The 26,384-nt window shown below is 53.6% G+C and carries 28 protein-coding genes and 3 pseudogenes; 13 read left to right on the top strand and 18 right to left on the bottom strand.

What is annotated here, in order from left to right; translation table 11 throughout:
* Positions 1-180: 180 nt before the first annotated feature.
* The 4 genes from ACA066_RS13605 (at position 181) to ACA066_RS13620 (ending at position 4,373) form a co-directional block, all read left to right on the top strand.
* Complete coding sequence (locus ACA066_RS13605; protein WP_497699646.1) at positions 181-804, top strand: DJ-1/PfpI family protein; 624 nt, start codon at positions 181-183, stop codon at positions 802-804.
* A gap of 44 nt (positions 805-848) precedes the next feature.
* Entirely contained in the window at positions 849-1,394 is a 546-nt protein-coding gene (locus ACA066_RS13610) for a cysteine hydrolase family protein (protein WP_140678626.1), read from the top strand.
* Between the two features lie 32 nt (positions 1,395-1,426).
* Positions 1,427-2,107: a glutathione S-transferase family protein gene (locus tag ACA066_RS13615; protein ID WP_497699647.1), complete on the top strand. Its 681-nt coding sequence runs from the start codon at positions 1,427-1,429 to the stop codon at positions 2,105-2,107.
* A gap of 193 nt (positions 2,108-2,300) precedes the next feature.
* Positions 2,301-4,373 (top strand): 2Fe-2S iron-sulfur cluster-binding protein, encoded by a 2,073-nt coding sequence (locus tag ACA066_RS13620; RefSeq protein WP_497699648.1) that lies wholly within the window; start codon positions 2,301-2,303, stop codon positions 4,371-4,373.
* A gap of 17 nt (positions 4,374-4,390) precedes the next feature.
* Here the strand turns inward: ACA066_RS13620 and grxC are convergent, their stop codons facing one another.
* From grxC to cynS, 4 genes are all read right to left on the bottom strand, one after another.
* Positions 4,391-4,654, bottom strand: a complete 264-nt coding sequence (grxC, locus tag ACA066_RS13625; protein ID WP_497699649.1) for a glutaredoxin 3 — start codon at positions 4,652-4,654, stop codon at positions 4,391-4,393.
* Between the two features lie 30 nt (positions 4,655-4,684).
* Entirely contained in the window at positions 4,685-5,347 is a 663-nt protein-coding gene (locus ACA066_RS13630) for a carbonic anhydrase (RefSeq protein ID WP_219095973.1), read from the bottom strand.
* Between the two features lie 37 nt (positions 5,348-5,384).
* Positions 5,385-5,633 carry a DUF2790 domain-containing protein gene (locus tag ACA066_RS13635; RefSeq protein WP_219095975.1) on the bottom strand — a complete coding sequence of 83 codons (249 nt, stop codon included), beginning with the start codon at positions 5,631-5,633 and terminating at the stop codon, positions 5,385-5,387.
* Between the two features lie 104 nt (positions 5,634-5,737).
* The gene (cynS, locus tag ACA066_RS13640; RefSeq protein WP_497699650.1) at positions 5,738-6,205 is read right to left on the bottom strand and encodes a cyanase; all 468 of its coding nucleotides are present in this window, start codon (positions 6,203-6,205) and stop codon (positions 5,738-5,740) included.
* 151 nt (positions 6,206-6,356) lie between these two features.
* Between cynS and ACA066_RS13645 the strand changes: the two genes are divergently transcribed.
* Positions 6,357-6,899, top strand: coding sequence for a hypothetical protein (locus ACA066_RS13645; protein ID WP_497699651.1), 543 nt, complete (start codon positions 6,357-6,359; stop codon positions 6,897-6,899).
* A 98-nt stretch (positions 6,900-6,997) separates the two neighbouring features.
* Here ACA066_RS13645 and ACA066_RS13650 read toward each other — a convergent pair whose 3' ends face one another.
* The 9 genes and pseudogenes from ACA066_RS13650 to ACA066_RS13690 form a co-directional block, all read right to left on the bottom strand.
* Positions 6,998-7,405 (bottom strand): YMGG-like glycine zipper-containing protein, encoded by a 408-nt coding sequence (locus ACA066_RS13650; protein WP_497699868.1) that lies wholly within the window; start codon positions 7,403-7,405, stop codon positions 6,998-7,000.
* 134 nt (positions 7,406-7,539) lie between these two features.
* A complete protein-coding gene (gene wrbA / locus ACA066_RS13655) occupies positions 7,540-8,139 on the bottom strand; it encodes an NAD(P)H:quinone oxidoreductase (protein ID WP_497699652.1) in 600 nt (199 codons plus the stop codon).
* Between the two features lie 44 nt (positions 8,140-8,183).
* Positions 8,184-8,660, bottom strand: a complete 477-nt coding sequence (locus ACA066_RS13660) for a nuclear transport factor 2 family protein (RefSeq protein WP_497699653.1) — start codon at positions 8,658-8,660, stop codon at positions 8,184-8,186.
* 68 nt (positions 8,661-8,728) lie between these two features.
* Positions 8,729-9,362: pseudogene (locus ACA066_RS13665) on the bottom strand (carbonic anhydrase).
* Positions 9,363-9,593: 231 nt separating this feature from the next.
* Positions 9,594-10,541: a LysR substrate-binding domain-containing protein gene (locus tag ACA066_RS13670; protein WP_497699654.1), complete on the bottom strand. Its 948-nt coding sequence runs from the start codon at positions 10,539-10,541 to the stop codon at positions 9,594-9,596.
* A gap of 361 nt (positions 10,542-10,902) precedes the next feature.
* Complete coding sequence (locus ACA066_RS13675) at positions 10,903-11,295, bottom strand: response regulator transcription factor (protein ID WP_497699655.1); 393 nt, start codon at positions 11,293-11,295, stop codon at positions 10,903-10,905.
* A 113-nt stretch (positions 11,296-11,408) separates the two neighbouring features.
* Complete coding sequence (locus ACA066_RS13680; RefSeq protein ID WP_497699869.1) at positions 11,409-12,044, bottom strand: response regulator transcription factor; 636 nt, start codon at positions 12,042-12,044, stop codon at positions 11,409-11,411.
* Positions 12,045-12,061: 17 nt separating this feature from the next.
* The gene (locus ACA066_RS13685) at positions 12,062-13,900 is read right to left on the bottom strand and encodes a PAS domain-containing sensor histidine kinase (RefSeq protein WP_497699656.1); all 1,839 of its coding nucleotides are present in this window, start codon (positions 13,898-13,900) and stop codon (positions 12,062-12,064) included.
* A gap of 195 nt (positions 13,901-14,095) precedes the next feature.
* Entirely contained in the window at positions 14,096-14,695 is a 600-nt protein-coding gene (locus ACA066_RS13690) for a lecithin retinol acyltransferase family protein (protein ID WP_497699657.1), read from the bottom strand.
* A gap of 376 nt (positions 14,696-15,071) precedes the next feature.
* Between ACA066_RS13690 and ACA066_RS13695 the strand changes: the two genes are divergently transcribed.
* Together ACA066_RS13695 and ACA066_RS13700 are read left to right on the top strand one after the other, a co-directional pair.
* Positions 15,072-15,548: a cupin domain-containing protein gene (locus tag ACA066_RS13695; protein ID WP_497699658.1), complete on the top strand. Its 477-nt coding sequence runs from the start codon at positions 15,072-15,074 to the stop codon at positions 15,546-15,548.
* Between the two features lie 217 nt (positions 15,549-15,765).
* Entirely contained in the window at positions 15,766-15,966 is a 201-nt protein-coding gene (locus tag ACA066_RS13700; RefSeq protein ID WP_497699659.1) for a YbdD/YjiX family protein, read from the top strand.
* A 198-nt stretch (positions 15,967-16,164) separates the two neighbouring features.
* On the opposite strand, the gene ACA066_RS13705 is transcribed toward ACA066_RS13700, so the two are convergent.
* Complete coding sequence (locus tag ACA066_RS13705) at positions 16,165-17,073, bottom strand: cupin domain-containing protein (RefSeq protein ID WP_497699660.1); 909 nt, start codon at positions 17,071-17,073, stop codon at positions 16,165-16,167.
* 104 nt (positions 17,074-17,177) lie between these two features.
* Here ACA066_RS13705 and ACA066_RS13710 point away from each other — a divergent pair, with 104 nt between their 5' ends.
* On the top strand, positions 17,178-17,735 hold the full coding sequence (locus tag ACA066_RS13710; RefSeq protein ID WP_497699661.1) for a carboxymuconolactone decarboxylase family protein: 558 nt from the start codon (positions 17,178-17,180) through the stop codon (positions 17,733-17,735).
* Positions 17,736-17,884: 149 nt separating this feature from the next.
* Here the strand turns inward: ACA066_RS13710 and ACA066_RS13715 are convergent, their stop codons facing one another.
* Positions 17,885-18,514 (bottom strand): LysE family translocator, encoded by a 630-nt coding sequence (locus ACA066_RS13715; RefSeq protein ID WP_497699662.1) that lies wholly within the window; start codon positions 18,512-18,514, stop codon positions 17,885-17,887.
* 157 nt (positions 18,515-18,671) lie between these two features.
* On the opposite strand from ACA066_RS13715, the gene ACA066_RS13720 reads away from it, so the two are divergent.
* Positions 18,672-19,157 carry an Lrp/AsnC family transcriptional regulator gene (locus ACA066_RS13720; protein WP_497699870.1) on the top strand — a complete coding sequence of 162 codons (486 nt, stop codon included), beginning with the start codon at positions 18,672-18,674 and terminating at the stop codon, positions 19,155-19,157.
* Between the two features lie 43 nt (positions 19,158-19,200).
* Here the strand turns inward: ACA066_RS13720 and ACA066_RS13725 are convergent, their stop codons facing one another.
* A complete protein-coding gene (locus ACA066_RS13725) occupies positions 19,201-19,422 on the bottom strand; it encodes a hypothetical protein (protein ID WP_497699663.1) in 222 nt (73 codons plus the stop codon).
* Between the two features lie 4 nt (positions 19,423-19,426).
* A complete protein-coding gene (locus tag ACA066_RS13730; protein WP_497699664.1) occupies positions 19,427-20,338 on the bottom strand; it encodes an SDR family NAD(P)-dependent oxidoreductase in 912 nt (303 codons plus the stop codon).
* 286 nt (positions 20,339-20,624) lie between these two features.
* On the opposite strand from ACA066_RS13730, the gene ACA066_RS13735 reads away from it, so the two are divergent.
* Positions 20,625-21,521, top strand: a complete 897-nt coding sequence (locus ACA066_RS13735; RefSeq protein ID WP_497699665.1) for a LysR family transcriptional regulator — start codon at positions 20,625-20,627, stop codon at positions 21,519-21,521.
* Positions 21,522-21,804: 283 nt separating this feature from the next.
* On the opposite strand, the gene ACA066_RS13740 is transcribed toward ACA066_RS13735, so the two are convergent.
* Positions 21,805-22,368, bottom strand: a complete 564-nt coding sequence (locus tag ACA066_RS13740) for a hypothetical protein (protein WP_497699666.1) — start codon at positions 22,366-22,368, stop codon at positions 21,805-21,807.
* Between the two features lie 1,480 nt (positions 22,369-23,848).
* On the opposite strand from ACA066_RS13740, the pseudogene ACA066_RS13745 reads away from it, so the two are divergent.
* The 3 genes and pseudogenes from ACA066_RS13745 to ACA066_RS13755 all read left to right on the top strand — a co-directional run.
* Positions 23,849-24,331: pseudogene (locus tag ACA066_RS13745) on the top strand (IS21 family transposase); the annotation flags it as partial.
* Positions 24,328-24,485 (top strand): annotated as a pseudogene (locus tag ACA066_RS13750) (NAD(P)H-quinone oxidoreductase); the annotation flags it as partial. The pseudogenes ACA066_RS13745 and ACA066_RS13750, both read left to right, overlap by 4 nt.
* 155 nt (positions 24,486-24,640) lie before the next feature.
* Complete coding sequence (locus ACA066_RS13755; RefSeq protein ID WP_497699667.1) at positions 24,641-26,374, top strand: AMP-binding protein; 1,734 nt, start codon at positions 24,641-24,643, stop codon at positions 26,372-26,374.
* The last annotated feature ends 10 nt before the right edge of the window (positions 26,375-26,384 follow it).

Below are 26,384 nucleotides of genomic sequence, written 5' to 3' on the forward strand. Positions count from 1 at the left end.
CCGCCCGGCGCATGGAAATGTGTCTGAAATCGCCTGAGCTACCAACAGATACAAACGCCGTTCGGGCATTTCAGTGAGCGAAATAGTGGATTGTATTTTGTGGTCGTTCTCTACATCGCGGTTAAGGCGGAGCATAAGCACACACACTCTCCCATGCTGTACAGCAGAGGCTCATGACCGATGAAACGCGTGCTTATGTTACTGGCCAACGGCGTAGAGCCCCTGGAAATGGCCGCTTTTACCGATGTGCTTGGCTGGGCCAACCTGCTGGGTGATCACCCTGTGGAGCTGGTCAACGCCGGACTTCGCAGAAAGATCGTGACCACCTTCGGTCTCACGCTCAATCCGAGTTTTTTATTGAGCGATCTGGACGTGAGCAGCTTCGATGCCTTGGCACTGCCGGGTGGTTTTGAACCGTCGGGTTTTTACGAGGAAGCCTTGAGCGAACCCTTCCTGGCGACCATCCGGCATTTCGTCGAAGCCAGTAAACCCGTTGCCAGCGTTTGCGTGTCTTCCCTGTGCCTGGGCGTGGCCGGCGTGCTGCGTGACAGGAACGCCACGACCTACCACCAGGAGGGCGGCAAGCGGAAAAACCAACTGTTGGAAACCGGTGCACGCTTTGTCGATCGCCCCGTGGTTGTCGATGACCAGATCATCACTTCAAGCGGGCCTGGCACTGCCACCGAAGTTGCATTCGTACTGCTCGAAAAAATAACCAGCGTCGAAAATGCCGCTTTTATCCGCAAGAAGATGCGCTTCGCCACCCCCGACCGTGATTGGTACGAAACGCCGCAAGTGCCCTGAAATAATCCACCAACTTCGAATCGACTCTTTACCAAGGTAACCGTATGACTAACACAGCACTCATCGTCGTTGATATTCAGAACGACTATTTTTCCGGCGGCAAATGGGAACTCAACGCTACTGACTCGGCCGCTGACAATGCGGCTCGTGTGATTGGAGCAGCACGTGAGCGGGGTGACTTAGTCATCCATATCCGTCACGAGACTTTAGCCCCTAATGCACCGTTTTTTGTTCCAGGCTCTGACGGCGCGCAATTGCACGAGAAGGTGCGCAATCTTGGGGACGAGTTGGTCATCGTCAAACACTTCATGAACCCATACCGCGAAACTGAACTGCTCGAAGTGCTTGAACACAACGAGATTGAACGGGTCACCGTCGTCGGCAACATGAGCCACATGTGCATCGATGCTGTCACCCGCGCGTCTGACGACTTCGGGTTTGAGGCGACAGTTATTCACGATGCCTGTACGACCCACGACCTGGAATTCAACGACGTCAAGGTTCCTGCACATCTGGTGCATGCGGCGTTCATGGCCGCCTTGAAGTTCGGGTACGCCGAAGTGCTGAGCACTGACGAGTATGTGGCCTAGGTTTTCATTCTGCTGCCGAAAAAGGTAACCCAATGTTCAATCTTTCCAATGCTGTCGATTACTACTACTGGCCAACCCCCAACGGGCAGAAGGTCGCCATTTTTCTTGAGGAATCGGAACATCCCTACGTCGCGCATCCCGTCAATATCAGCAATGGTGAGCAATTTTCCACTGATTTCACCCGAATTTCGCCTAATCAGCGCATTCCAGCGATAGTCGACAGAGAGACTGGTGTATCGGTCTTTGAGTCAGGGGCGATTTTGTTGTACCTGGCTCAGCGCCGCGGGCAATTCATCCCCGCCGATGCGAAAGGGGCGGCTGAAGTCATGCAGTGGCTGTTCTGGCAAGCGGCGAACCTGGGGCCGATATTGGGACAGGCAGTGTTCTTCCTTAATTACGCCTCTGAACATGTGCCGCTCGCCGTGGCACGGTTTAGTAAAGAGACCGAACGTTTGTATGGCGTTCTGGAGCAGCAATTGAGCGAACGACCTTACGTCGCCGGCGAGTACTCCATTGCCGATATGGCGATCTATCCTTGGGTGCTGCAACATGACAAGCAAGGAATGATGCTCGATGGTTATCCTAACGTCGCCGCTTGGCTAGAGAAAATCAGTAAGCGCCCAGCAGTGGTTCGGGCCTACGCTAAAGGGGAGCAAATTCGTCCATCTGGTCAAACTGACCAAGACAGAAAAAAGCTTTATGGGCTTCCATAGCGGGGTTGCTGCCCACTTAGGCGATTCCAGGTTGCTCGAGTGCGTGCAGGGTCTGTCTCGAGCTTCATGAGTTTGCAAAGCGCAGAGTTGATGATCACCGGTAACTGCGTATTAGACCCCGCTGCCGGGGATTCAACCATTCCTCGCCGGGCGGCGGGTGAAGGCACCTGTTTACGAATGCGTAGAGGTGATCATGAATCAGTCGGACGCGCCAGGAGCATCCCCTTGGCATGCGGGTGAGCGTGAATTGCAGGAAAGCGTCGGCGTCGCCGATCAAATGGAGATATTCGGACGCAAGGTCGTACGTGACTACATGCCTGATCAGCATCGATTGTTTTACAACCAGTTGCCTTACCTGGTGGTGGGCGCGGTCGATGAACAAGGGATGCCTTGGGCCACGTTGATCGAAGGCCCCCCTGGCTTCATCCATTCACCCGATCCGCGAATGCTGCAACTCGACCGCCTGCCCGCCGAGGGTGATCCGGTTAGGGCGGCCCTTAAGCAGGGCGCTGCGGTGGGACTGCTGGGTATTGACCTGAAGACCCGAAGGCGCAATCGCATGAACGGCAACATCAGCACCGCCTCGTCAGGCGGTTTTGCCGTTTCTGTGGTGCACGCTTTCGGCAACTGCCCGCAATACATTCAGTTGCGAGGCGTTGAGCCGGTCAGCCTTGGCCGAGCCTCAGCAAATGTTGCGGCTGAATGTCTCACCGAACTGGATGAAGCCGCGAAGGCGGCCATCAGCAAGGCGGATACCTTTTTCATCGCCAGCTATGTCGACCTGGATGGCGATGCATCCCGGCGCTCGGTGGACGTTTCTCACCGGGGTGGCAATTCAGGTTTCGTCAGGATCGAAGGCAACGTGCTGACGATTCCCGATTTCGCCGGCAACCTGCACTTCAACACCTTGGGTAATTTCCTGCTCAACCCGCGCGCGGGGTTGGTGTTCATCGATTTTGAAACAGGCGACATGCTGCAAGTCAGCGGGCGTACCGAGATCATTCTCGAGGGGTCGGAGATTGCCGCCTTTCAGGGGGCTGAGCGGCTCTGGACGCTGACTGTGGAACAGGTGGTTCGACGTCAGGCTGTGTTGGCCCTACGTTGGCGGTTTGAAGGTTTTTCGCCCAATAGCCTGCTGACCGGCAGTTGGGAGCAAGCCGAAGGCCGATTGCAAGCCGATGCCTTGCGCGATCAATGGCGACCGTTGCGGGTGACGCGAATCGTTGACGAGAGCAGCTCCATTCGCTCCTTCTACTTTGAACCCGCCGATGGCGCAGGCATCCCTCGGTTCGAGGCTGGCCAACATCTGCCGGTGCGCTTTTGCCTTGCTGAAGGACAGGCGCCTCTGGTCAGAACCTACAGCTTGTCGAGCGCGCCGTCGGACAGTTTTTTCCGCATCAGCGTCAAGCGTGACGGACTTATCTCGTCCCATCTGCATGACCGCGTTCAGGTCGGGGATCTGGTTGAAGCCCGTGTCCCTCAAGGGCGCTTCACGGTGCAAGCTGATGAGCATCGTCCGTTGGTTTTGCTGGCCGCAGGCGTGGGCGTGACCCCGCTGCTGTCGATGTTGCGCGAAGTCATTTATGAAGGCGAACGTATCCGTCGCACTCGACCCACCTGGTTCATCCAAAGTGCGCGCAGCCTAGGGGAACTCGGGTTTCGCGATGAACTGTACGAACTGGCGACTCGAGCCAAGGATAAAATTCGTGCGCTGCGTCTGCTCAGTCAGCCGGAAACTCACGCTCGCGTTGGTGAGGATTTTGAGGTGGCGGGGCGTGTGGATGTCGAACTGCTCAAGGCATTGCTGCCCTTGGACGATTACGACTTCTACCTGTGTGGCCCTGGTGCCTTTACACAGGCGCTGTACGACGGCCTGCGTGAGTTGCGTATTGGCGATGACCGTATTCACGCGGAGACTTTCGGTCCTTCGACCCTGGTTCGTCAGCGGGACCAATTGACTCCGGCGGTGGAGCAGATACCGGCGGCAAGCAGCCCGGTCAAAGTGCTGTTTTCGGCCTCGGCAAAAGAAGCACGGTGGGAGCCGGGTGGCGGGACTCTATTGGAGTTGGCGGAGAGCCGTGGTCTGAACCCGGACTTCAGTTGCAGGGGTGGATCGTGCGGAACATGCCGTACCAAATTGGTCAGTGGCCAAGTGCACTATCTGAATCTGCCGGCTGAAATGCCGGTCGATGGGGAAGTACTGATTTGTTGTGCGGTGCCAGCGCAAGCCAAGGAGGGCGAGGCCCCCCTGGTGCTGGATTTGTGAGTTGGCGTCATCGGCGCTCATCCCGCCATGCGCGGGTTGAGTACCTCGTCGATGCCGCCTTCGCTTTCAAGTTGAGCCAGGTCGTCGAAGCCGCCAACGTGCCAGTTGCCGAAGAAGATCTGCGGGACTGTACGGCGACCGCTTCGGCTGACCATTTCGTTCTTCACGTCGACTGAGCGCACATCGATCTCCTTGTACGAAATGCCTTTGGCATCGAGCAAACGCTTGGCATTACGGCAGTAGGGGCAGGTCGTGGTGGTGTACATAGTGACTTCAAGCATGTTGAGTACTCCTGAAAATCAGAGGCTGATTTAGGCAACCGCTTGCGCGGGACGGGCATGAACGGCAACGGTGTTCGGATGTTTGACCAGGGACTTGAACGTCTTGTTGTCGGCGTCCAGGGCGTCGATCGAACCGGTGCCTATGTCGTAGACCCAGCCATGCAGATTCACCAGGCCTTTTTCCTGCGCCAGGCGTACGCTCGGATGGGTCTGAATGTTCGCCAGTTGGGCGATGACGTTCTCGCGCACCATGGAACTGACCTTGGCCGCTTCATTGGCGTGAGGGCGCGATTCGTTGATGACTTTCGCCGACTCGGCATGTTGCAACCAGCCAGCGACCGCAGGCAGGTGATCCATGCATTTGCACTTGGCGACAGCGGTCATGGCACCGCAATCAGAATGGCCGCAGATCACGATATCGGTCACGCCCAGTACGGCGACGGCGTATTCGACAGTGGCCGACACGCCACCGGAGTGCGGACTGTAGGACGGCACGATGTTGCCGGCGTTACGGATCACGAACAGTTCGCCAGGCTCTTGCTGGGTCAGCAGTTCCGGCACCACACGGCTGTCGGAGCAAGTGATGAACAGAGTGCCTGGATGTTGCGTGGTGGCCAGGTGTTTGAACAGGTCAGTGCGTTGAGGAAATGCTTCTTTTTGGAACTTCAAAAAACCTTCGATGAGCGCTTTCATGATGCTTACCTTTCATTGAGTGTTGAGTGAGTGACTATCAGTTGGTACAGCCGCTACCGATCACGCTGTATTCCAGGATGTGGGTTTCACCGTGCGAATCGCGGTAAGTCATTTGCACGGGCGTCGGGCCGCAGACATCCGCCGTCGGGGTGATATGAATCACCTTGGCGATATCCAGGTGCATGCCATACGCATAGGGAACGGCCTCCGGTGGGACCACGGCTGGCTGGGCGTAGGCCGACAGCGAGGCGGTCAGTGACAGGGCGAGAAACAGAATTTTTTTCATGACGAATCCTCCATTCAAATGTGGTGATTGATCGAAAAGGGTTAAGAAATTTTTTGAAGCAGGCCCGCAAGGCTGCGGGCCGATTTACAGGTCCGGTTGCATCCTTAGAAAGGACGCAGTGGCAGGAACTTGCCGTCGAGGGTGATCACTGCACGGTGGCCGCCTTCCGGGTCTTCGACTTTCTTCATGTCGAGCTTGAAGTTGATCGCGCTGATGATGCCGTCGCCGAACTGCTCGTGAACCAGGGCTTTCAAGGTGGTGCCGTAGATCTGGATCATTTCGTAGAAGCGGTAAATGGTTGGGTCGGTTGGGACACCCGACAGGCTGCCGCGCAGTGGAATGATTTGCAGGCGGGCTACCGAGTCGGCATCCAGGTCCAGTTTTTCGCCGATTACTTTGGCAGCGCTTTCTGGCAATGGGTGCTGGCCGAGCAGGGCGGCGGTTACGTAGGCCAGGCCAAGGCCGGTGCCTTCAGTCACTTCTTCGAAGGACAGATTTTTGCGCGTCTTGGAGTCGAGGATTTTCGCGGTCAGCTCGAGGCTGGTGTCGTTGTAAGCGTGGGACTGTTGCATGGTGTTTCTCCTATCGGGTTTGCTTGGTGGCTGTTGCCAGGTTTGTGTTGCTTGGGTGTGAAGCAATCTTCTGCCGTTTGCTCGATAGCGTCCAAGACCGATATACAATCCTGCGCATAAGTCGTTCCTATAGATGCAGGTCGGAGCGTTCATGAACGTTGAAAACTCAGAGGCGCTGCTGTTGATCCCCAACGGCTTTCCGGTGTGGATTGACGTGGCTCAGGCAAGCATTGGAGGGGCGGGCACGGCGATGCGGTTTGTATTGCCCTTACATGCTCACAACCTGCCGTTGATGCATCGTCAGGAAACCAAACTGGTGGTGGCGCTCAAGGGCGAACTGGATATTCGTACCGGAAGACAGCGAATCGCGTTACTTCAGGAAGGCGAGGCTATAAAACTCGACCCCGGGATCGCTCACCGCATCCATCAGTACGGAACGGTGGCGAGCACTGTCGGTGCGGTGTTATGGCCAGGTGCGGTCGAACAAGCCTTTCGAGAACTTGCGGTGGCCGCCCTTAAAAAGGCTTATCAGCGCAGCGACATGATTGAGATTCTCGCTCGTTACGATGTGGTCTGGACCACGCAATCTCATGAACATGATCTTGAATCGATAACGGTCCGGCCTTTCAGGGATTGGCTAAGCAATCTGCCAGAGGCATTGGCGAGGCTATTAGCGCTGCGGTGGGGATGGTGAAGCTTTCGCCTCGATCTGGCCGACGAGGCGAAGCTTTGTGTAAGTCGCAGAGGTATAAGTCAGGGACTGGCGTAATCTACTTCCACAGCCGTAAATTTTTAGGGAGTAACGGCATGCAGTCGTCTGCCTTTGACACTTACCTGTTGGCCGATGGCAAACTCTTCGCGCGGAGAGCGCACTACTTGCTCTTCGCCTGTATTACTCCGAACTGTGTAAGCGCGCTCCTCCAAGCCGCTTGCTGTCTGGACCTCACGTCCTCCTAACAATCCTAATCCGGCTCCGATCAACGCTCCTAAAGGTCCGCCGACTGCACCTCCAATTAATACTCCAGTTCCTGCACCAAATGCGGCGCCCGCTGTAGTGTCTCCGGTTTGTGAGAGGACCTCGTCGGCTCGCGTTGTACCTGCGCTGAAAAGAGAAAGTCCGACAATAACGGTTAAAGCACTTAGGTTTTTCATGCTGCCTCCGAATGGCAAGCACCCGGTACCTACCATATTGATCATCATGAGCGACTGACATAAATCGCTCGCTAACCTTTCTTGAACGTCAAACAACACGGATATTTCTGTGGCACTGACTAGCAATTACCTCAGCCAACAGGCACCACTATGTGGGAGCCTGGAGCTATAGGGGGGAAGACCTACTCCTTGAGTTTCGCTGCAATTTTTGCGACGTATTGCCCTTGGTGGTGAGCAATACCTAATTCACGCGGGTCCGGTTGGCGGGAGCCATCAGCACCCGCAATGGTGGATGCCCCATAGGGGGTACCTCCGCCTGGTTGCGATACATCGAACAAGGCTGGATCGGAATAACCGATAGGCACAATGACCATGCCGTGATGAGCAAGTGTCGTCCACGTCGAGGTGATGGTCATCTCTTGGCCACCGCCAGTACCCGTTGATGTAAATACACTTGCGACCTTGCCAACCAGTGCTCCGCTAGCCCACAGGCCGCCAGTCTGATCGAGGAAGTTGCGCATCTGCCCTGACATGTTGCCAAAGCGGGTAGGCGTGCCAAATATGATGGCGTCATAGCCAGACAATTCAGCAGGGTTTGCCACTGGAGCCGCCTGGTCAGTTTTGCCATGTGCCGCTTTGAATGCCTCAGGATCCATGGTTTCAGGAACACGCTTTACCGTGACTTCAACCCCCGGGACGCTGCGAGCACCCTGAGCTACATGCTGCGCCATAGTTTCGATATGGCCGTACATTGAATGATAGAGAACCAGAATCTTGACCATCTTCACTTCCTCGTTTCGCTACATCATCTGTCGAACGCCGGTTGTTACAGGTCTAAATCAGAAAGACCTGGATGATCGTCAGGGCGACGGCCTAACGGCCAACGAAATTTTCGCTCCGACTCTTTAATTGGCATGTCATTGACGCAGGCAAACCGATGAGCCATCAGTCCGTTTTCAGCAAACTCCCAATTCTCGTTTCCGTATGAGCGATACCAATTACCGGAGTCATCGTGCCATTCGTAGGCGTAACGTACCGCGATGCGGTTATCGGTGAATGCCCACAGCTCTTTGATCAGCCGATAGTCCAGTTCTTTGTTCCATTTGCGTGTCAAGAATGCTGCGGCCTCGGCCCGGTTTACCGCGAAGTCGACGCGATTGCGCCATTTGGTATCAGTTGTGTAAGCCAGCGAAACTTTTTCTGCATCGCGGGAGTTCCAGCCATCCTCTGCAAGCCGGACTTTGAGAATTGCCGATTCGCGATCGAAAGGGGGTAGTGGGGGACGGGTTTCAGATTCAGCCATGATTTTCACTCCGAACGTGTGGGGACATCGTGGTCGAGCAGGCAATGTGCTTAGGGAGCAGGTGAGCCCTATGCCGTTGTTTCCGGAAACTCCGCCAATGGAACGAATTTGTTGGTTCTGCCATCGAGCGCGACGATGGACCCTGTTTCGATGTCATAGACCCAACCATGCAGATTCAGCTTTATTCTGTTCCAGAGCCAATCTGACGCTGGGGTGGGTTTTCAGGTTGGAGAGCTGAGCGATAACATTTTCCCGAACCATTGAGCTGACACGTTCTTTGTCGGATGCGTGGGTACGGGTCGCGTTCATTACCTTCGCCGACTCCGCATAGCTCATCCAGGCCGCCACTGCCGGTAAATGATTCAATGATTTGCCACTGGAAACCGCCGTCATTGCTCCGCAATCTGAGTGACCGCAAATGACGATGTCATGGACCTCGAGTACCGCAACGGCATACTCGACAGAGGCGGTGACACCACCCGGCTGTGGTCCATAGGATGGAACTATGTTTCCAGCGTTGCGTATAACGAATAGCTCTCCGGGCTCTTGTTGTGTGAGCAACTCCGGAATGACTCTACTGTCGGAGCACGTGATAAATAACGTTTCTGGATTTTGGGTAGTGGCGAGATATTTGAAAAGATCCGTTCGCTGCGGAAAAAATTCTTTTTGAAACTTGATGAAACCTTCGATGAATGCTTTCATGTGCAAGTTCCGGCGTTAAGCGTCTGGGTGAAATTGCGAAGACCGATGTTAGAGGCCTTACTAAATATCGTCCAAGAATAAGAGGGAGTAATGATTTATTTGTTATATAGGATAAATCTAATGCTGTTGAACTTTCATGCTATCTACGTATGATTGAAGGGTAGGTCATGACTTTGCTCATCATTTACTGCAATAATTAGGCTTGGTTAACCTGAATTATTGACGGAAATTTTAAGCCGCTTCTTTTTTTGCACTTATTTCGAGCAATGTTCCACTTTTTTCGCTCAAATAATCAGCAATGCGGGAGCGTAACCAACGCTCGCCTGGATCGTTGTCCAGCGTGGCGCTCCATGACATGGATAGATCGAGGGTCGGGAGAGTCATCGGAACGGGGTCCGCGCGTAGACCACCTTGTCGAATCATGGCCTTGGCCACGTAATCGGGTACGACGGCCAACATCTGCGTGTCCTCAAGCAGTGTTTTAAGTGCACTGTATTGCGGAACCGCCAGGATGATCTGGCGTTGCCGCCCCAGAGATCCCAACGCTCGGTCAATATAATCGGACGCTTCACCGTTGACCGAAACAGAGACATGTGGGCGATTACAGTACTCGTTGAGGTCCAGAAGACCCGCTATGGTGTTGGCACTTAAAACAGTCGGGCGGATGCTGCGCAGAAATTTTCGTTTGGCATTGGCAGGGAGTTCCCGGCAGTGGCACACGCCCAGTGACACCTCGCCTGTAGCCAGCTGGTTGGCCAGCAATGAATGGTCAGTACGGCGCACGACGAAACTGACTTGAGGCGCTTCCATACGCAGTTGGCGAAGCAGGCCTGGCAGCAATGAATACTCCACATCATCGGAAAGTCCAATTCTGAAGACGTTGGTACTGGTCATGGGATCAAATTCGCTAATGTTGCTCAGCGCAGCCGCCATGGTGTCCAGCGCAGGAGTCAACGTGAGTTGTATTTCAAATGCTCTGCTCGTGGGCTCCATGGTTCTACCCATCCGAATGAACAGCGGATCATCGAAAAACTGACGCAACCGATTTAAGGAAGCACTGATTGCCGATTGACAGAGAAATAATTTCTCACCGGCACGGGTAAGATTTCGTTCGTGCATCAGCGTTTCGAAAACGATCAAAAGACCGAAGTCGATTTTGCGAAGATCGTTTCTATTCATAGTCATCACCAAAAGGGTTGCGGCCCGTCATTGTGCTTCAGCGCGCAAAGAGCGAATGTTCAAAGGACATCTGACTCATTGCCTATGAGCCTCTAAGCGGACGGTAATAACCAAATCAATTAAACAGCTTTGAAGGCCAGTATTTAATTGAAATGCCGCTGTCGTTGGCTTGGTTGTATAGTGATTGATGATGACTTAATTAGCACTTCTACGTAGGTTTAACTTATCTAAGGTGTAAGTGGTAGATGCTAATACTTGAGTATACTGGTGTTAATTAAGTAGATTGGAGGAGGGCGCCGAAAAAGAGACAATTAATATTTTGCGGTTAAACAATTGGGCTTTGCTGGACGCATCGCGGTTGTCAATTTACGATAAGGCCTGTCTCTCTATTTCTCAGGATTTGCTCAATACAGTCAATCATCACTTGTCCATCAAATGGTTTGCTGAGAAAGCAGATCGCTCCCGCGGATTTTGCACGTTTGCGAACCAACTCCTCCGGGTATGCGGTGATGAAAATAATGGGGATGTCGTGCCCTTTACTGAGGAGTTCAGATTGCAGATCCAGGCCAGACATGCCCGGCATTTGAACGTCCGAGATCAGGCAGTCCGTGCCGTAACTTTTGGCGCAGGCGAGAAAATCTTCGGCGCAGGAAAAAAGACTGGGTTCACAGCCCATGGAACGCACTAGGCTACTGAGTGCGATTCGGCCAGATTCGTCATCGTCGACAATGGAGATCACAGGGACTTTATTCATTGCGCAGATCCTGGCGCGACATCAATGGATTCGTAACAGCTGAAAAGCTATCGCGCCAATTCCACTCTATTTGCCGATAGCCTTAAAAGAAATCATACACACGTATGTGTTGCTCAGCGTTTTGGTCCGATCCCCAGGATTTGTGCCGTTCGAACCAGGTCTGCAAACGACTTTGCGTGCATTTTTTTCATCACATGCCCGCGATGGATTTTGACGGTGATTTCACTTAGATTCATTTCTCCCGCAATCTGTTTATTCATCAGACCCTTGGCTGCGTGGGCCATGACCTCTCGCTCACGGGCTGTCAGCGTTTGGTAGCAGGCATGCATTTCGGCGTCCTGCTGGTCGATTTCCCGACGCTTGGCATCCCTGTGGTGAGCAGCGGCGACGGCATCCAGCAAATCCTGATCGCGGAACGGTTTGACCAGAAAATCCACGGCCCCGGCTTTCATCGCCTTGACTGACATGGCGATGTCCCCATGTCCCGAGATGAAGATGATGGGCAATGCGATCTTCGATTCCACCAACTGATGTTGGAACTCCAGGCCACTGGCGCCTTGAAGCCGTACATCGAGGACCAGACAGCTGGGCGCATCGGGATCGGGTAGTTGTAGAAATTCTGTCGGCGAGGCAAAAGTCTGCACTTGGAGCCCCACCGAACGAAAGAGACTACTGAGCGCTTCGCGCATGGGGGCCTCGTCGTCAATCACAAAGACAACAGGGCTCTTGTCCATGGGCCCCTTATCCATGGAAGAAACATCTTCGTTCACGCAGGCTCCTCATTGCTGGAGGGGAAGGACAAGTGCAATGCCGCGCCTTCACCTGCTTCACTTGTTGCCCAGATGCGGCCACCATGGGCATCAATGATCGATCGACAAATGGATAACCCCATACCCATTCCGTCGGGCTTGGTAGTGTAGAAAGCGTTGAAGAGTTTGGGCATGCTTTGCGGCGAAATACCGGGGCCGTTGTCTTTGACATCAACGCACAGTTCGCCCGCATCAGAACGCCTAAGGCGCAAATGGAGTGTGCGATGTTTACCTTTGGTATTGGACATTGCCTGCACACCATTCATGATCAGATTGATGATGACCTGCTGAAGTTGGACGCGGTCACCAATAATCCGGGCTGCCTCGGTATCGTATTGATGGTCTAGCACAATTTTGTTCCGTCTGACCTCCCTGTCGACCAGCGCCAATGACTCTTCTATAACTTCCATGAGATCAACTGGGACGCTTTGAGGATCGGTCTTGCGTGACATTGCCCGGATACGTCGAATCACCTCGCTCGCTCGATGGGTCTCGCTCATCATCCGCTCCATTGCACTGCGCACCTCGTCGATGTCTGGCACCTCGCGATTCAACCAACGCAAACCGGCAGTGCCATTGGTGGTTACGGCGGCCAATGGCTGGTTGACTTCATGTGCTATCGATGCCGCCAGTTCACCCAACGTTGTGATTCGGGTCACGTGAGCCAATTCTGTCTGCGAGCGATGGAGCGCTTCCTCAGACATTTTTGCATCAGTGACATCCATCAGCGCCCCGATGTATTCAAAATTCCCGGCGGCATCCTGGACGGGATGAGCCAGCATTTGCACATGCTTGATCCGCCCGTCGGTCATCAAAAGCCGGTATTCCACCTTGATGTGAGGCTCTTTCTGATAGGCGTGCTTGATCGATACTTTGACCAGGTCCAGATCATCTGGATGGGTTTTTTTCAGGACGCTGGACAGCAGCGGTTCCTCGTCGTCGCCGAACTCGAATATCCGCCGAGCCTCGTCGGACCAATACATCTCGCCGCTTGGGATTTTCAGACCAATGCTCCCGGTCTGACTCAGCCATTGAGCACCGGCCAGAAACGCTTCGCTGCGTCGCAGGGCATTGATGGCCCTTTTTTGCTCGGTGATGTCGTTGTGAGTGGCCAAAACCGCTTTTGGTTGATTGTTCTCGTCCCGTGACAGGGAGCAACGACTTACAACCGTCACGGGTGTTCCGTCACGTCGGTGTTCCACAACTTCGCCTTCCCATCGGCCGGTTTCAATGAGCGAGTTCATCATTTGCTCCCAGGTGAGCGTCAGTTGAGGCCGCAGAAGCTTTCGAAAATCCTGACCGATAGCTTGTGCTTTGGACCAGCCATACAAGGCTTCGGCGCCCGGGCTCCACGTAGTGATGATGCCATTCATGTCGCGAACGATGATGGCGTCGTGGGTTTGCGCGAGCATCCGCACCTGCTCCTGCAACTCGTCATTGGCTGCTTTATTTTTCAGTGCCAGTAAAGTGGTGATACCGATCGCGGACAGGCTGACCAGGCAACGGGCGAACGCGGAGCTGTTGAAGTCGCTGCCATGGGAAATAAAAAACGCGGCCAACGTCAATCCAAAGCAGGAGAGCGAAACGCCAATAACTCCTTTTTTGGAAAACAGGTTGACCGACATCAGAATCACGGCGACGTAGAGCACCGCTATAGCGATATGGATGGAGGTCAGTGTGTCGATGATGAAGATGACGCTTGCAAGCGCAGCTGCGCCAAATCTTTGAAGCACAATATGGGGGGCAAGGTGGTTGGGATTTTCTACAGCTACCGTCGGTTCAATTGAGATTTTCATATCAATCAATGGGCCTGCTGGGTATGCAATTCATCACGGTTGATTGCAGTGAACACCCCTAACGAAATTGCAGCAAGCAAAACCCTTCTCGGACATCGGAGAGTGCTGGGGTGTGCCAAAAACGACGTCGTAACCGTGTTTCATGAATGAGGATTGTGGAACACAAAGGAGGGAGGCGTAGGCTATTAACAGCAACTACGCAATTAAATCGGGTGTCGATGAGAATATCATACGAACCAATCGGAGCGGACGATGGAGATACTCATTAACTTGTGCGCTGTAGCTATTCCCGTTAATGCACCAATTACAAAAGTGTTCGCAATTATTTGACAAGATTTTGTACTGCGATTCTCCTACTCTGGAGAGGGCGCGAACAATTATCTCGTCATTGGAAAATGCGCATTGTTCTTGATGTACCCAGACGGAACTACCGTTCCCAAAGCGATCAAGATCAGTGACTTCGATCGGGCCGGCTTGCAGCGATGCACTCAATCCAGAGTAATGAGCGACCTTACCATCTCCAAGATATATGCCGTGATGGACATAGAATTTGCGCGGACTCACCAGATGCGATCCTGCGGTTAGTCTGTCAGCGTTCCGGACTATGAATGTTGCGGGCTTTGAGCTTGCTTCGGCTGGTGTGGTGGCACTTTCACCGGTGCAGACACGCGAGCCGCTTTCAAAAAATTGGTCGTTCAGGCTTGATTCACAATCTGTGTTGACGACTGCTGAGTTCATATATATCGAACCCAAGGACGATACAATACCAATTGTTTTCACCAGTAGCTTGTTCATGATGAATTCCTCTGGAGCCTATGAAGGTAGAATATCTTTCCGGAGGAAAATAGTCAGTCGTGCATAGGTTTATGCGAGTAGCCACTTTATATGCGTGTCTCATACTTCAGTATTATTCGTGTCGCTGAATGAAGCTTTTATCAGTCCCACTGATACATCTGAGGACCATGTCGTACTGGTTGAGCAGTTCGGCTGGCAGGAGAGCGCACCTGTCCAGAGGGTTTGTATCAAAACGTATCCCTTATATCGTCAGCTAACTCCGCATACAAAACCCCGGTCAGTCTGACACGTGCGGGATACACCATTGCCTGGAAATGGATTCACCGCACGAGCGGACCCATACACGGCCTTACCGTGCACTGACCGGAGAAATTCAATGTCTCGTTTTTACACCCGCAAAACTATCGGCAGGTTTGGTGTTGCCCTTGCCGCAGCCGTATCCCTCTCTGCACTCGCGGGGATGGCACACGCTCAAGAGGTGAAGGCTTCCGCCGAACCCGCACACGAGACGACCGCGGCAAAAAGCTGGCAGACAGGGCTCCATCGCACGGATCTCGTGAAACGCGATCTCGGTGTTTCCGACCGTGAAGTTATTCAGGTTCGCGTCGACTTCGAACCAGGTGTTGCAGCACCTAAGCACTCTCACCCAGGCGTGGAAGTGGCTTACGTAATCAGTGGTATCTTCCAGTATGAACTCGAAGGGCAGCCGACGGTTACGCTCAAAGCTGGTGACTCCTTGTACATTCCGGAAGGTACCGCGCACATCGCGACGAACATCGGCACGACCACCGGCTCGGAATTGGCAACCTACATCGTCAAGAAGGGCGAACCGCTGGTTAATTTGCAGAAATAGGCGGCACCTGCCAACTGCTTGGTGAGTACGACCTCCAGGCAGGCGGCACGGATCAAGTAGGGTCGCTTACCTCACTGGACCGATGTTCGCTGTAGCGCTATCTGAGAAGGTGACGCCAGCGATACGGCACGTGTCTGAAAATAAAAAAGCTCAGACACATTACAGATACATAACTGCGGTTTGATGTATCGGTGCCCCTCCAATAGAGAGAGTTTTTATGTTCAGCAAATTGCAGCACGCCCTGAAGTCAGTCAGCCAGAGTGCGCGTTTGATGGTAGGTGTTCCCGATTACGACAATTATGTGGCCCAAATGGCGATCAACCATCCAGACCAGCCGGTAATGACTTATTCGGAGTTTTTTCGTGAGCGTCAGCAAGCTCGCTACGGCAATGGAAAATGTACAACGCGCTGCTGCTGATGCCTCGGCTCTCTCGGAGCGTTGGAGCAAGAAGCCGTTTAGCCCCAGATTTTGATGGGCGATCGCCGAGCGATCGCTTTGATCGAGACGTTCTGTCTCACCAATAACACTCGTAACAGTCGCCGACGGTGTGACCGTTACTGCTGTGCTGCCGATATGGTGCTTATTCCGTACGGGCGAATATCACCTGAATGTTGCTCAGCGACCTTCATGATTTTTTCGATAGGCTCCTGGCTGCATGCCCACCGATTTGGCGAATGCGCGAGAAAACGCAGAAATCGACTGGTAGCCCACAGCTGCACACACCGTCTCCACTGTGTGGTTGCTCTTAAGCAATTGACAGGCATGGCGGATCCGCAGCGCTAGCAGCACTTGCCCCGGCGACTGGCCTACCAGTTCGTTAAATTTTATGAAAAACGCCGAGCGAGAAAGTCTGGTGCACGCCGCCATGCTCTCCAAAGACCAAGAGCGCTCTGGATACTCGATTAATTGGTCCAGCAATGTGGCAAAGACGGGGTGCCTGGCCAGTGCCACCAAGCCCCCCAGGCTCTGATTTTCCATTACCTGCTGACGTAGCACATACAGAAAGAGCAGATGGCTCAGCCGCTCCAATAACGCAGGAGACGGCGGGGCTTGCCGGCATTCATCCAGGATCAGCTCGAACAGGGCTCGGGCCGCGCTCAGCGATGGATCCCCAGCCCGTAGAATAATCCAGTCTGGCAATCCTTCGATGATCAGCGACGACAATCCGGACTTGAAGTAAAAGAAGCCACATACGAGCCCAACCCCGTCTTTGGCCTCGCTATCCAGTTCGGTCATTTCTCTGCGGGGTAGACGTTGGGCGGTGTGAGCCTGCGAGGCACTGGACAGCCGGTAATCTTGATCACGCAGCAAAAACACGGCATCTCCCGCATTCAGTTGTTGCGCCTGATTCTGACCATTGATATGCAGCCAGCAATTGCCTTGTACGATCAAATGAAAACTCGATCGCGCTGAGCCGTAGGTACTGGCATGCCATCCACCGCAGTAGCGGCCGACATGAAAGAGGTTGGCCTCTAGCTCAAGACTTTCTAATAACCAATCAATCAGTGGGCTGGACGAAATCATCTAATGAAAATACTCAGAGGCAGGTAAACGCTACTCAGGAGAGTGGTTGTAAATTCGTGTTGCCAACAGACTTGCCGGACATTCAATTCGCAGGAAAATATCTCATGGCACGTGTCACTCTCCACACATTGCAAACTGCACCTGAAGCAGCCAAACCTTTCCTGGAAAACGCCCAGAAAAACTCTGGTTTCATTCCAAATTTACTGGCTGTGTTGGCCAATGCCCCAGCGGCATTGGAAACGTACGTCACGGTATCTGCCCTCAATTGCAAAGCTGAGCTGAGCTTAGCTGAACGTGAAGTCGTGCAGCTGATTGCTGCGACCAATCACGGTTGTGATTTCTGCGTAGCGGGTCACACCGCGGTAGCGTTGAACAAGGCGAAGTTATCTGATGAAGTGGTCGGTGCACTGCGCGGACAAACAGCCATACCGGAGGTAAAGCTTGAAGCCTTGGCAGCCTTTGCCCGCGAAGTAATCGCGACGCGCGGTAACGTCAGTGAACAAACCTACGGCGCTTTCAAAACTGCGGGCTACACAGAGGGAAATGCCTTGGAAGTAATCCTTGGAGTGAGCCTGGCAACTCTGTGCAACTTTGCCAATGTTTTCGCTAAAACCCCTCTCAATCCGGAGATTAGCCATTACAGCTGGCAGTCGGATAAATAATCCAAAAGTTGGCAACTGGATCGTCTGTCTGGGCAGGTTAGCCCAATTGAAAGTCGCCCCAGTGGTCAATGCAGCAATTTCGCGCCGGTATCGGCGCGAATGTGCTGGTACCGCAGTAGCCAATGAAAAAGTTCTTCAATAATTGGGTTTCAGGCTTGCTGTACCAGTGCCAGCCTTACGGAGAATCCTATAAGAAGAGTACCGAATAGCCATTGCTGAATGCGTTGCGCCAACGCGCTTCGTTCCATCCAGCGGCCTACCCATGCGCTGGCGGTTGCAAAAATACTGTCGAACAGAAGCCCTGTAATTACGAGGACGATACCTAACACGGCAAATTGCTCCCATACGGAGGAGCGATTGGGCTCAATGAATTGTGGTAGCAATATTGAGCTGAACAGTAACGCTTTCGGATTGAGCAGATTAGTCAGAAGACCACGCCGGAAAGCTGCCTTCAAGGATGGCGATGCAACGGGATTCTCAACAGCTGTTGGTGAGCTTGCGCCACTGCTTTTAAACATTTGTAACCCTATCCAAAGTAGATAAGCAGCGCCTGCGTATTTAACGACATCAAATGTCCAAGGAAGAACTTTGAACATCGTTGCCAGCCCCAAGGCGGTCAATGTGACGTGGCAGGCACGAGCAAATGCCAAACCCAGTGCGGTTGCCAATGCGGCCGTTCTGCCTTGTTTTGCGCCGGTTTGCAGCAGCAGGATCATGTCCGGGCCGGGCATTAAAAAGATCATTGAAAGGGCTAAGAGATACAGCGCTTTATCTTCCATTCTGAAGCAGCTCAGTGAGTGGTGAGGGAGATAAATTCTAGGTCCAAGGGGGAGGGCAGGTGGTTGCGTTTTGAACTCAATACTCGGGTTGTTTTGGCAGTTTATGCCAATGAAGTTTTATAAAAGGTTTGTGTATGCCAAATTTCGAAATCCTCAAATAAAGCTCGATAGCTACGACAGAGGCATCCTAGCCGCCCTTCAACGAGACGGTCGACTGACTAACGTACAACTGGCAGAAGAGATCGGTCTCTCTCCATCTCCTTGTTTGCGGCGCGTGCGCAATCTGGAGGAGGCAGGAGTCATCCGCGGTTATCAGGCAACGCTCGATGCAGAGTCGGTGGGGTTGGGACTGACGGTGTTCGTTGGCGTAAAAGTCGAACGCCACCATGAGGTGGAGGCGGAAAAATTTCGAGTGACGGTTCTGGCGCTTCCAGAGGTGGTGTCAGCTTTCCTGGTGTCCGGCGAATCAGATTTCCTCCTGCACGTAGTTGTGCAGGACCTGCGTGGGTACGAGCGTTTCCTGACAGAGGTCTTGCTGAGGCTTCCTGGTGTCAGGGACATTCGCAGCAATTTCGCGATCAGATCGATAAAACCTCCCGGCCCTTTACCATTGGACCATCTGCCGGCTTACGTAGTGGTATAAGCGTTGGTCTCCTTTTGTAGTTTCTGCCGTCCCAGTTTTACCTTCAGCGCTTGATCAAGGCAAAGACAGACAACGTCGCAATTGCTGCACGCGCCTGTAGCGTTTTTTCCAACAATGTGAGGCAAACCTTGCGTTGGCCTTCCATGTTTGGGGGACGTAGAGCCCAAATATGAAGCTCGAAACCAGCGCTGGCGATTGCCTGGTCCATTGGACGATCTGGGTCACCAAGCCCTATAAAGCCCACCTTCATGGTTGTTATAGGCATGGCTTCACCCGATCATTCGCGTGGCAACTTCCCATAACCGCCGCGCGGCACCGGGGTCAACGGCGTAAGGCGCAACCCCGATGTAATCGGCTGGGCGTTTGTAGACTACCTGTGCCTCATTACAGTCTTCGAAGTAACGACCACCTATTCCCTCTAATAGCGGCGATGCGGCGAGAAGCACAGAAGTGGAAGCACCTTGTTCTGCTGTCTTCTGACGGTCAACTGGAGTTTTCAAGCCGCCGGTATGCTTCTGGAGATTGGTTGCGATAGCCCCGGGGTTCAACGAGTTGGCGAAAATGCCACGATCAGCCCATCTTCGCGTGATCTCCACTGCTAAGAGCGCGCATGCCGACTTTGCTTGTGAATAGGATGCGAAAGGTTCGTAGGGGCGGAAGTCAAAATTGATATCGTCGAAGACCACCGGTCCCAACAAATTTGCGTTTGAACTCAGTGAAACGATTCGAGCCCCCTCAGCTTTGACCAAGACGTCCTGCAAGCCGAGTACGAGCGCAAAATGTCCAAGGAAGTTAGTTGCAAACTGCATTTCCCAGCCCTGTGGTGACAGTTCCCGCTCAGGAAGAGCCATGATCCCAGCGTTATTGACCAAGATATGAAGGGGCGCCGACCAAGACTCAGCAAACGATTTCACAGAGGAGACATCCGCGAGGTCGATTGGTCGAACATCAACGGTGCCCCTGCCGTCCGCGCGCAGTTCGGCAGCTATCAATTCAGCCGCATCCGGGCGTCGAACGGCAAGCGTTACGTGTGCCCCGGCATTGACTAAAGCACGCGCAGTTTCAATGCCGATCCCGGCAGCGCCACCGGTGACAATTGCCCGTTTACCGGTGAGGTCCACTCCATCGATAACCTCTCTTGCGGTTGAATGAAACCCGAATGGGGTCGTAATACGTGTCATGAAACATTCCTCGCAAGTGCATCGCTGACAGGGTTAGCAGGTGGGCCGGATACCTTTTAGGTAAGGACGACGCGGGTTAGCACACCATTTTTTGCTCGGATCAGCAGAGAGTTAATACTGAGATTGAAACCTGGATCTTCTGTACGCGCTTTCATGCCGGAGCGTCTGACTGGACACGCGTAAACCCTACGGTCCTGATCGCTGAGCCGTTCGAACTACAGTAAGCCTATCCATTGGTGCGAACAATCAGGCTAATATCGGATGAACAGGTGCAGGAATTAGCACAATGCAGAAATCAGGGCTTCTCGAACTCCACGCCTTTGTCGCCGTGTCAATACATCGCAGCTTCCGTCGCGCAGCTATAGAGTTGGGCTTGTCGCCCTCTGCGCTTAGCCACGCGATCGCCACCCTTGAACAGCGTCTGGGGATTAAGTTATTCCATAGAACTACTCGTAGCGTCTCGCTTTCCGAAGCCGGCGAACAGTTTCTAATTCGAATAGAACCAGCCCTTCGTGAGATATCGGCGGCCATGGAAGCGGTTAGCGAGTTTCGCGATACACCAGCGGGAACACTGCGTCTAAACACCTCTGAAGGTGCCGCGCAGATGATCATGACCCCGGTGGTTCTGGAATATTTGAATCGCTATCCGGATATGAAGGTAGACATCGTCACCGATAGGAGCTTGGTTGATATTGTTGCTGGCGGGTTCGATGCGGGCATAAGACTGTCAGAAAGTGTTCCGCAGGACATGATTGCAATTCCCATCAGCCCTCCGATACGTTTTGCGGTGGTAGGAGCCCCCTATTACTTCGCGAATCGTAAAAAGCCCAAGGTTCCGGCAGACCTTCTTGCACATAACTGCATTCGCGTCCGCTTTCCCAGCGGCTCTCTCTACAAATGGGAATTTGAAAAACGTGGTGAGCAGCAGTCTGTAGATGTCAGTGGATCGCTTACGCTCGATAGTAACCATTTAATGATAGAGGCGGCGCTCCAAGGAGCGGGTCTGGCGTGGACTAATGAGTTCGCGGCAAATACGCACATAGGCTCGGGAAAACTTGTGCGCGTTCTCGAAGACTGGACACCTCCGTACCCTGGCTTAAGTCTCTACTACCCTCCCAATCGTCACATGCCGGCAGGACTAAGGGCCTTTATCAACCTCGTCCGGGAACTCGTTTCAACGTAATGGGGTTCACCGGCTGCGTGGAGTCGGGGATGCGGAACGCTGGAGCGGTCCACGTACGAAATGCGCACCTTCCCAGGATCGAGCATGGTCATTCCACGGTAAGAACCTGTCTAACTACCGATGTCGGTTAATTACCCTCTATCCAAGTTGTCGCTTTAATTTTTGGTTCAAAATAATAAAAGCGGGTAGGGCGCTGAGGTCGGCTAAGGCAAAACGGACATTCGGCCGACCCTACTTGGCTGATATCGGTAAGCGTCCGCTATCAATCAATGCTCGTAATGACCTATCGGAATCTAAGTTCTTGGAAGCTTCCATCATCGGAAAAGATCCTTATCACACCACCTTGTGCTGCGACTCGCTTCTCTGGGACTTGCAGGATCTCCTTTTTGGGTAATTGCACAGACTTGCCCACCCATTTGCATTCGACCCGACCAATCCAAGCCCCGTTGAGCTGGTAGGTGTCGGTGCTGCCGGTAGGCGCGGCACCGACCCGGACAAAGCGCGACTTGACCACTGGGCCGATCCAGGACGCCGCCGGCCGTAGACAGAATTCCATAAAGGCCTCGGCGTCGCTGCGCCGCAAGGCCAGCAATGGCTTCTGGGCCACCAGCAGTGACCATAGCAGCAGGCGCTCGACATGCGTCCGGTAGGAGTTGAAAGTCGCTTCATTGCCGGCATACGACTTGAGGAAACCCCGCGCGGCGAGGTAACCCTGGCAAGCGTCCAGTTCTTCGGGAAATCTCGCTAGGTAGGCCCGCACGACTGGCAGTTCTTCGCTCATCTGCTGAAAGTTCAGCTCCAGGAAACGGCGGTAGCTTTCAAACAGTGGCTGCGGTAACGAAGGCATGGGACGACCTACACAAAATAGAAACTTACGCTAATGAATATCCGGGTCTGGGAGTTATCGGATATTGGGCGTGAGTTGGAGGCCTCGAGCTGAAACATGAACTCAATTGAGAGGAAAGTTAACTACACTAAATAGCCGTTTAGTGTAGTTAACCGTGGCGCCGATTTCGCTCTCATCAGACGGATGGTAACGGCGAGTAGTTGGGGAATCAAGTCTCGCCATTTTCTGAGAAAATTAAAATTGAAATTTATGCCAGCCTTTAAGGCTACCGCATATATATAATATTAACTTAACTATCGAGATATATTCGGAAGTACTCCGTTTTTTTTTGCGCTGATTCATCCATTACGAGTTCAATAAGAGCTGCACCAAAACCTGGGGATTTTCCGGTGAATCGTGACTTTTTTGAGTTTTTTCCGGCGAATCAAGAACTCATCGAAACCCCTCTAGCATGGGAGTATCGGAGGCTTATAGGGTCAAGACGGGTAGCTTTTTTCCAATTACGTCGAGGATTTTCGTGTTTTTTCCGGCGGTTCAAGAATTCGTTGGTAGCGCCATAAATGTGCTTCATGAGCCACATAACCCTCCGAAGTGACGGATTTTTTCCTCTAACAGCCCTCAGGAATACCTTGGTCATACTTCAAAAGCCAATTTTCCGGTGAATCGTGACTTTTCCACATAGAAGCTGGTCTAGACCGCTCTAGAACGCCATTCCTAGCCATGAGCCAGTGATGAGCCAGTCCTTATTTTATGCCTAGGGGGGTCACTTGCAATTTCTAGAGAAAGGCTGCGGATTGCAGCGCAACGTCATGATTTTTATAAGATTCCGGCGAATCAAGAATTATTGTCCGGTGAATCGTGAGTCGCCACAAGTGCGTCACAAGATCTGCGTGCCCAACGGCGCTAACCCCGAAACATCTTGTTACGTGTAATGTATATTATGTTAAATCATGTGTCAGAGCGGAACTTCTTGCCAAGTGTTCAGTGACGATTCTCTTGTATGACCGTTGCAAAACGAGGACAAAACTAGTGATCATCGCTCTGGAGGCCTTGCGAATAAAGGCCCTCTAGCCCTTGTATGGCGGGCTTTACGAGGAGTTTCATAGATGAAATGTTTGCGAAAAAAATGACGATGGTTTGCGTTTTTTTTCCGGTTAATTACAGCGTCCCCCGCTAACCGCTTTATCGAATCCCGCTATTGGATCAATCATGCCTACTATCAGTCTGCTGAAATGAGCATGCCTTGAAAACTAGGATTTACGATCCGATGTCAAATGTGCGGATTCCGCGCGCATTTGGACACCCATTCCACGAACACTTGGACAGCGATTCCACGCTGACTTGGACACTGATTCCACGAGCACTTGGACAGTGATTTCTCACTGATCCGACCCACGTTCAGGCAGGCAGCAACGCAGGATTATTCACTACCATCGGCCCCTTTTCTCGAAGCAAAGAGGTCGTCGTGGAGCGTATATCCATGCGTAAAATCCGAGAGGTACTACGCCTAAAGTTCGACGCCGGCCTGTCCGTGCGCAAGATTGCCGCCAGCCTTCGCATCAGCAGCGGCAGTGCGGGCAATTACCTGCACCGGTTCAACGCTTGCGGGCTGACCTGGCCGACAGCGTTGTCGGACGCCGAGCTGGAGCGATGCCTGTTCCCTCCAGCACCAACAGTTCCCAGCGATCAAAGGCCGATGCCTGACTGGGCATGGGCGCATGCCGAGTTACGTCGTCCCGGCGTGACCCTGGCCCTGCTCTGGCAGGAATATCGGCTCAGTCACCCGCAGGGCTTCCAATACAGCTGGTTCTGCGAGCACTACCGCCTCTGGGCGGCAAAGGTCGATGTGGTCATGCGCCAGGAACATCGTGCCGGCGAGAAGCTGTTTGTCGATTACGCCGGCCAGACGGTGCCGGTCATTGATCGGCGAACCGGCGAGATCCGCCAGACGCAAATTTTCGTCCCGACGAGATTCAACACTCCGGCAAGTACCCGATGAAACCCGGCATGAGCCCGATACCCGGCCTCTAAGTGCCCGGTGAAGTGTGTCCATCGGTGCCGGTGTCAGTGAATTTATCGTCGGCGACAAGGTGTGTGCGCTGACCAATGGCGGCGGCTAACCATCGCTTCCAACTCGTTAATGAAACCAGAGGATATTCACGAGGTTTGGTACTTCCTTCCAACTCGCTGAAGGTCTCTTAACAATTGTTAATGCCCTCTCCCACACGACCTGCCCAAAATCCGCAAAAAATACAATGAGCAGGAGTCCACCATGTCCACGCCCCCCGTCAGCGCAAAAACCGTATACGAACTCCTCCAGATTTCGGCCAAGACTCATCCTGACCAGATCGCATTGAGCTACATCAACAGCCTGACACCGCTTGATACGCAGCACTTCAGTTACACCGATCTGTTGTGCAACGTGAACCGTGCGGCACGACTGATCCTGGATCTCGCGGGCCGCCGCAAGCCCGTAATCTCGCTGCTACTGCCAAACATTCCACAGAGCCAGTACCTGCTCTGGGCCGCCGCCAGCGTTGGCATCGCCAACCCGCTCAACCCGCTGCTCAACGAGGATGCCCTGTACAATCTGATGTTCGAGGCGAAAACCGACCTGATCTTCGTGCTTGGCCCACTACCGGGCACTGATCTTTGGCAAAAGGCCCTCAGCGTAGCCCAGCGTTTGCCACACAAGCCCAAGTGCGTATCCGTGATGGCGAAGGCTGGAGAGTACTGGTTTGATGAGTTACTCACGCTTTACAGCGCCTCGGAGCTGGAGACCCCGTTGTTGTCGCGTGCCGACGACATCGCCGCCTACTTTCATACTGGCGGCACCACCGGGGTGCCTAAACTGGCCTGCCACACCCATGCCAATCACGTGGCGGCAGCGCTCGCCTACGTGCGTTGCATGGCAACCGGCCCCAACGATGTTGCGTTAAACGGTCTGCCGATCTTCCACGTCGCCGGGGCCTTGGTGAACAGTTTGGGAGGACTCGCCAGTGGTTTGCAGATGTTGCTGCCCACGCTCGCAGGTTTCCGCAATCCCGAGGTGATCCGTCTGCACTGGCAACTGGTTGAGGAGTTTGGCATTACCATTAGCGGCGGCATCCCGACCTCGGTTGCTGCGATGCTTGAAGTGCCGCTGGATGGCCACGACATCAGCTCGCTGCGCTTTATGCTCTCTGGCGGCGCACCGGTGCCTGCAGCGCTCTGCGAGCAAGTTCGCGCGGTTACCGGGCTCAATCTGTACCAAGCCTATGGCATGACCGAATGCGCTGGCGTCATCGCCCTGCCGAATCTTGAGCGACCTTCGATCCCCGGTAGTGCGGGACATGTCAGTGGAGAGGTGGAAGTGCGGATAGCCAACGGCGGTGAGATCTGTGTTCGAGGGCCGACGGTATTCCCCGGTTACCTGGGACAGAGTACCGTCCCTCTTGAAGACGGCTGGCTACGCACTGGCGACTTGGGGCATTTGGACGAGCTGGGCAACTTGTTCATCACCGGTCGGGCCAAGGATCTGATTATCCGCAGCGGCCATAACATCGACCCCGCTTTGATCGAGAACTGCCTGGAATCCCACCCAGCGGTGTCGCTAGCGGCAGCAGTAGGTATGCCCGATGAATACGCCGGTGAGCTGCCGGTGGCCTTCGTGCAGTTGCATCATGACAGCCATGTCAGCATTGACGATCTGCAACACCATGCCCTCGCGCACATCGCCGAGCGCCCTGCTTGCCCGAAGCGGATTTTCTTAATCGAAGCCCTTCCAGTCACAGCAGTCGGAAAAATCTTCAAGCAACGCCTGCGGGAGCTCGCGGCGTCCTACGCCTTTGGCGAACGCATTGCGCCGCGTTGCGGAAAGCTCGTCGTCGAGGTAAGCCATCAGACCGATGGCAGTCTGCTGGCCAATCTCGATGCAGTGCCACTCGAACATCTGAAGTGGTGCGCGGAACAAGCCGAGCGGCTGAACTTGCGCGTTCTGATGCCGAAGAACGAAACCTGTGATTGATTATGACCAC

This window comes from Pseudomonas sp. LBUM1651 (assembly GCF_059716135.1).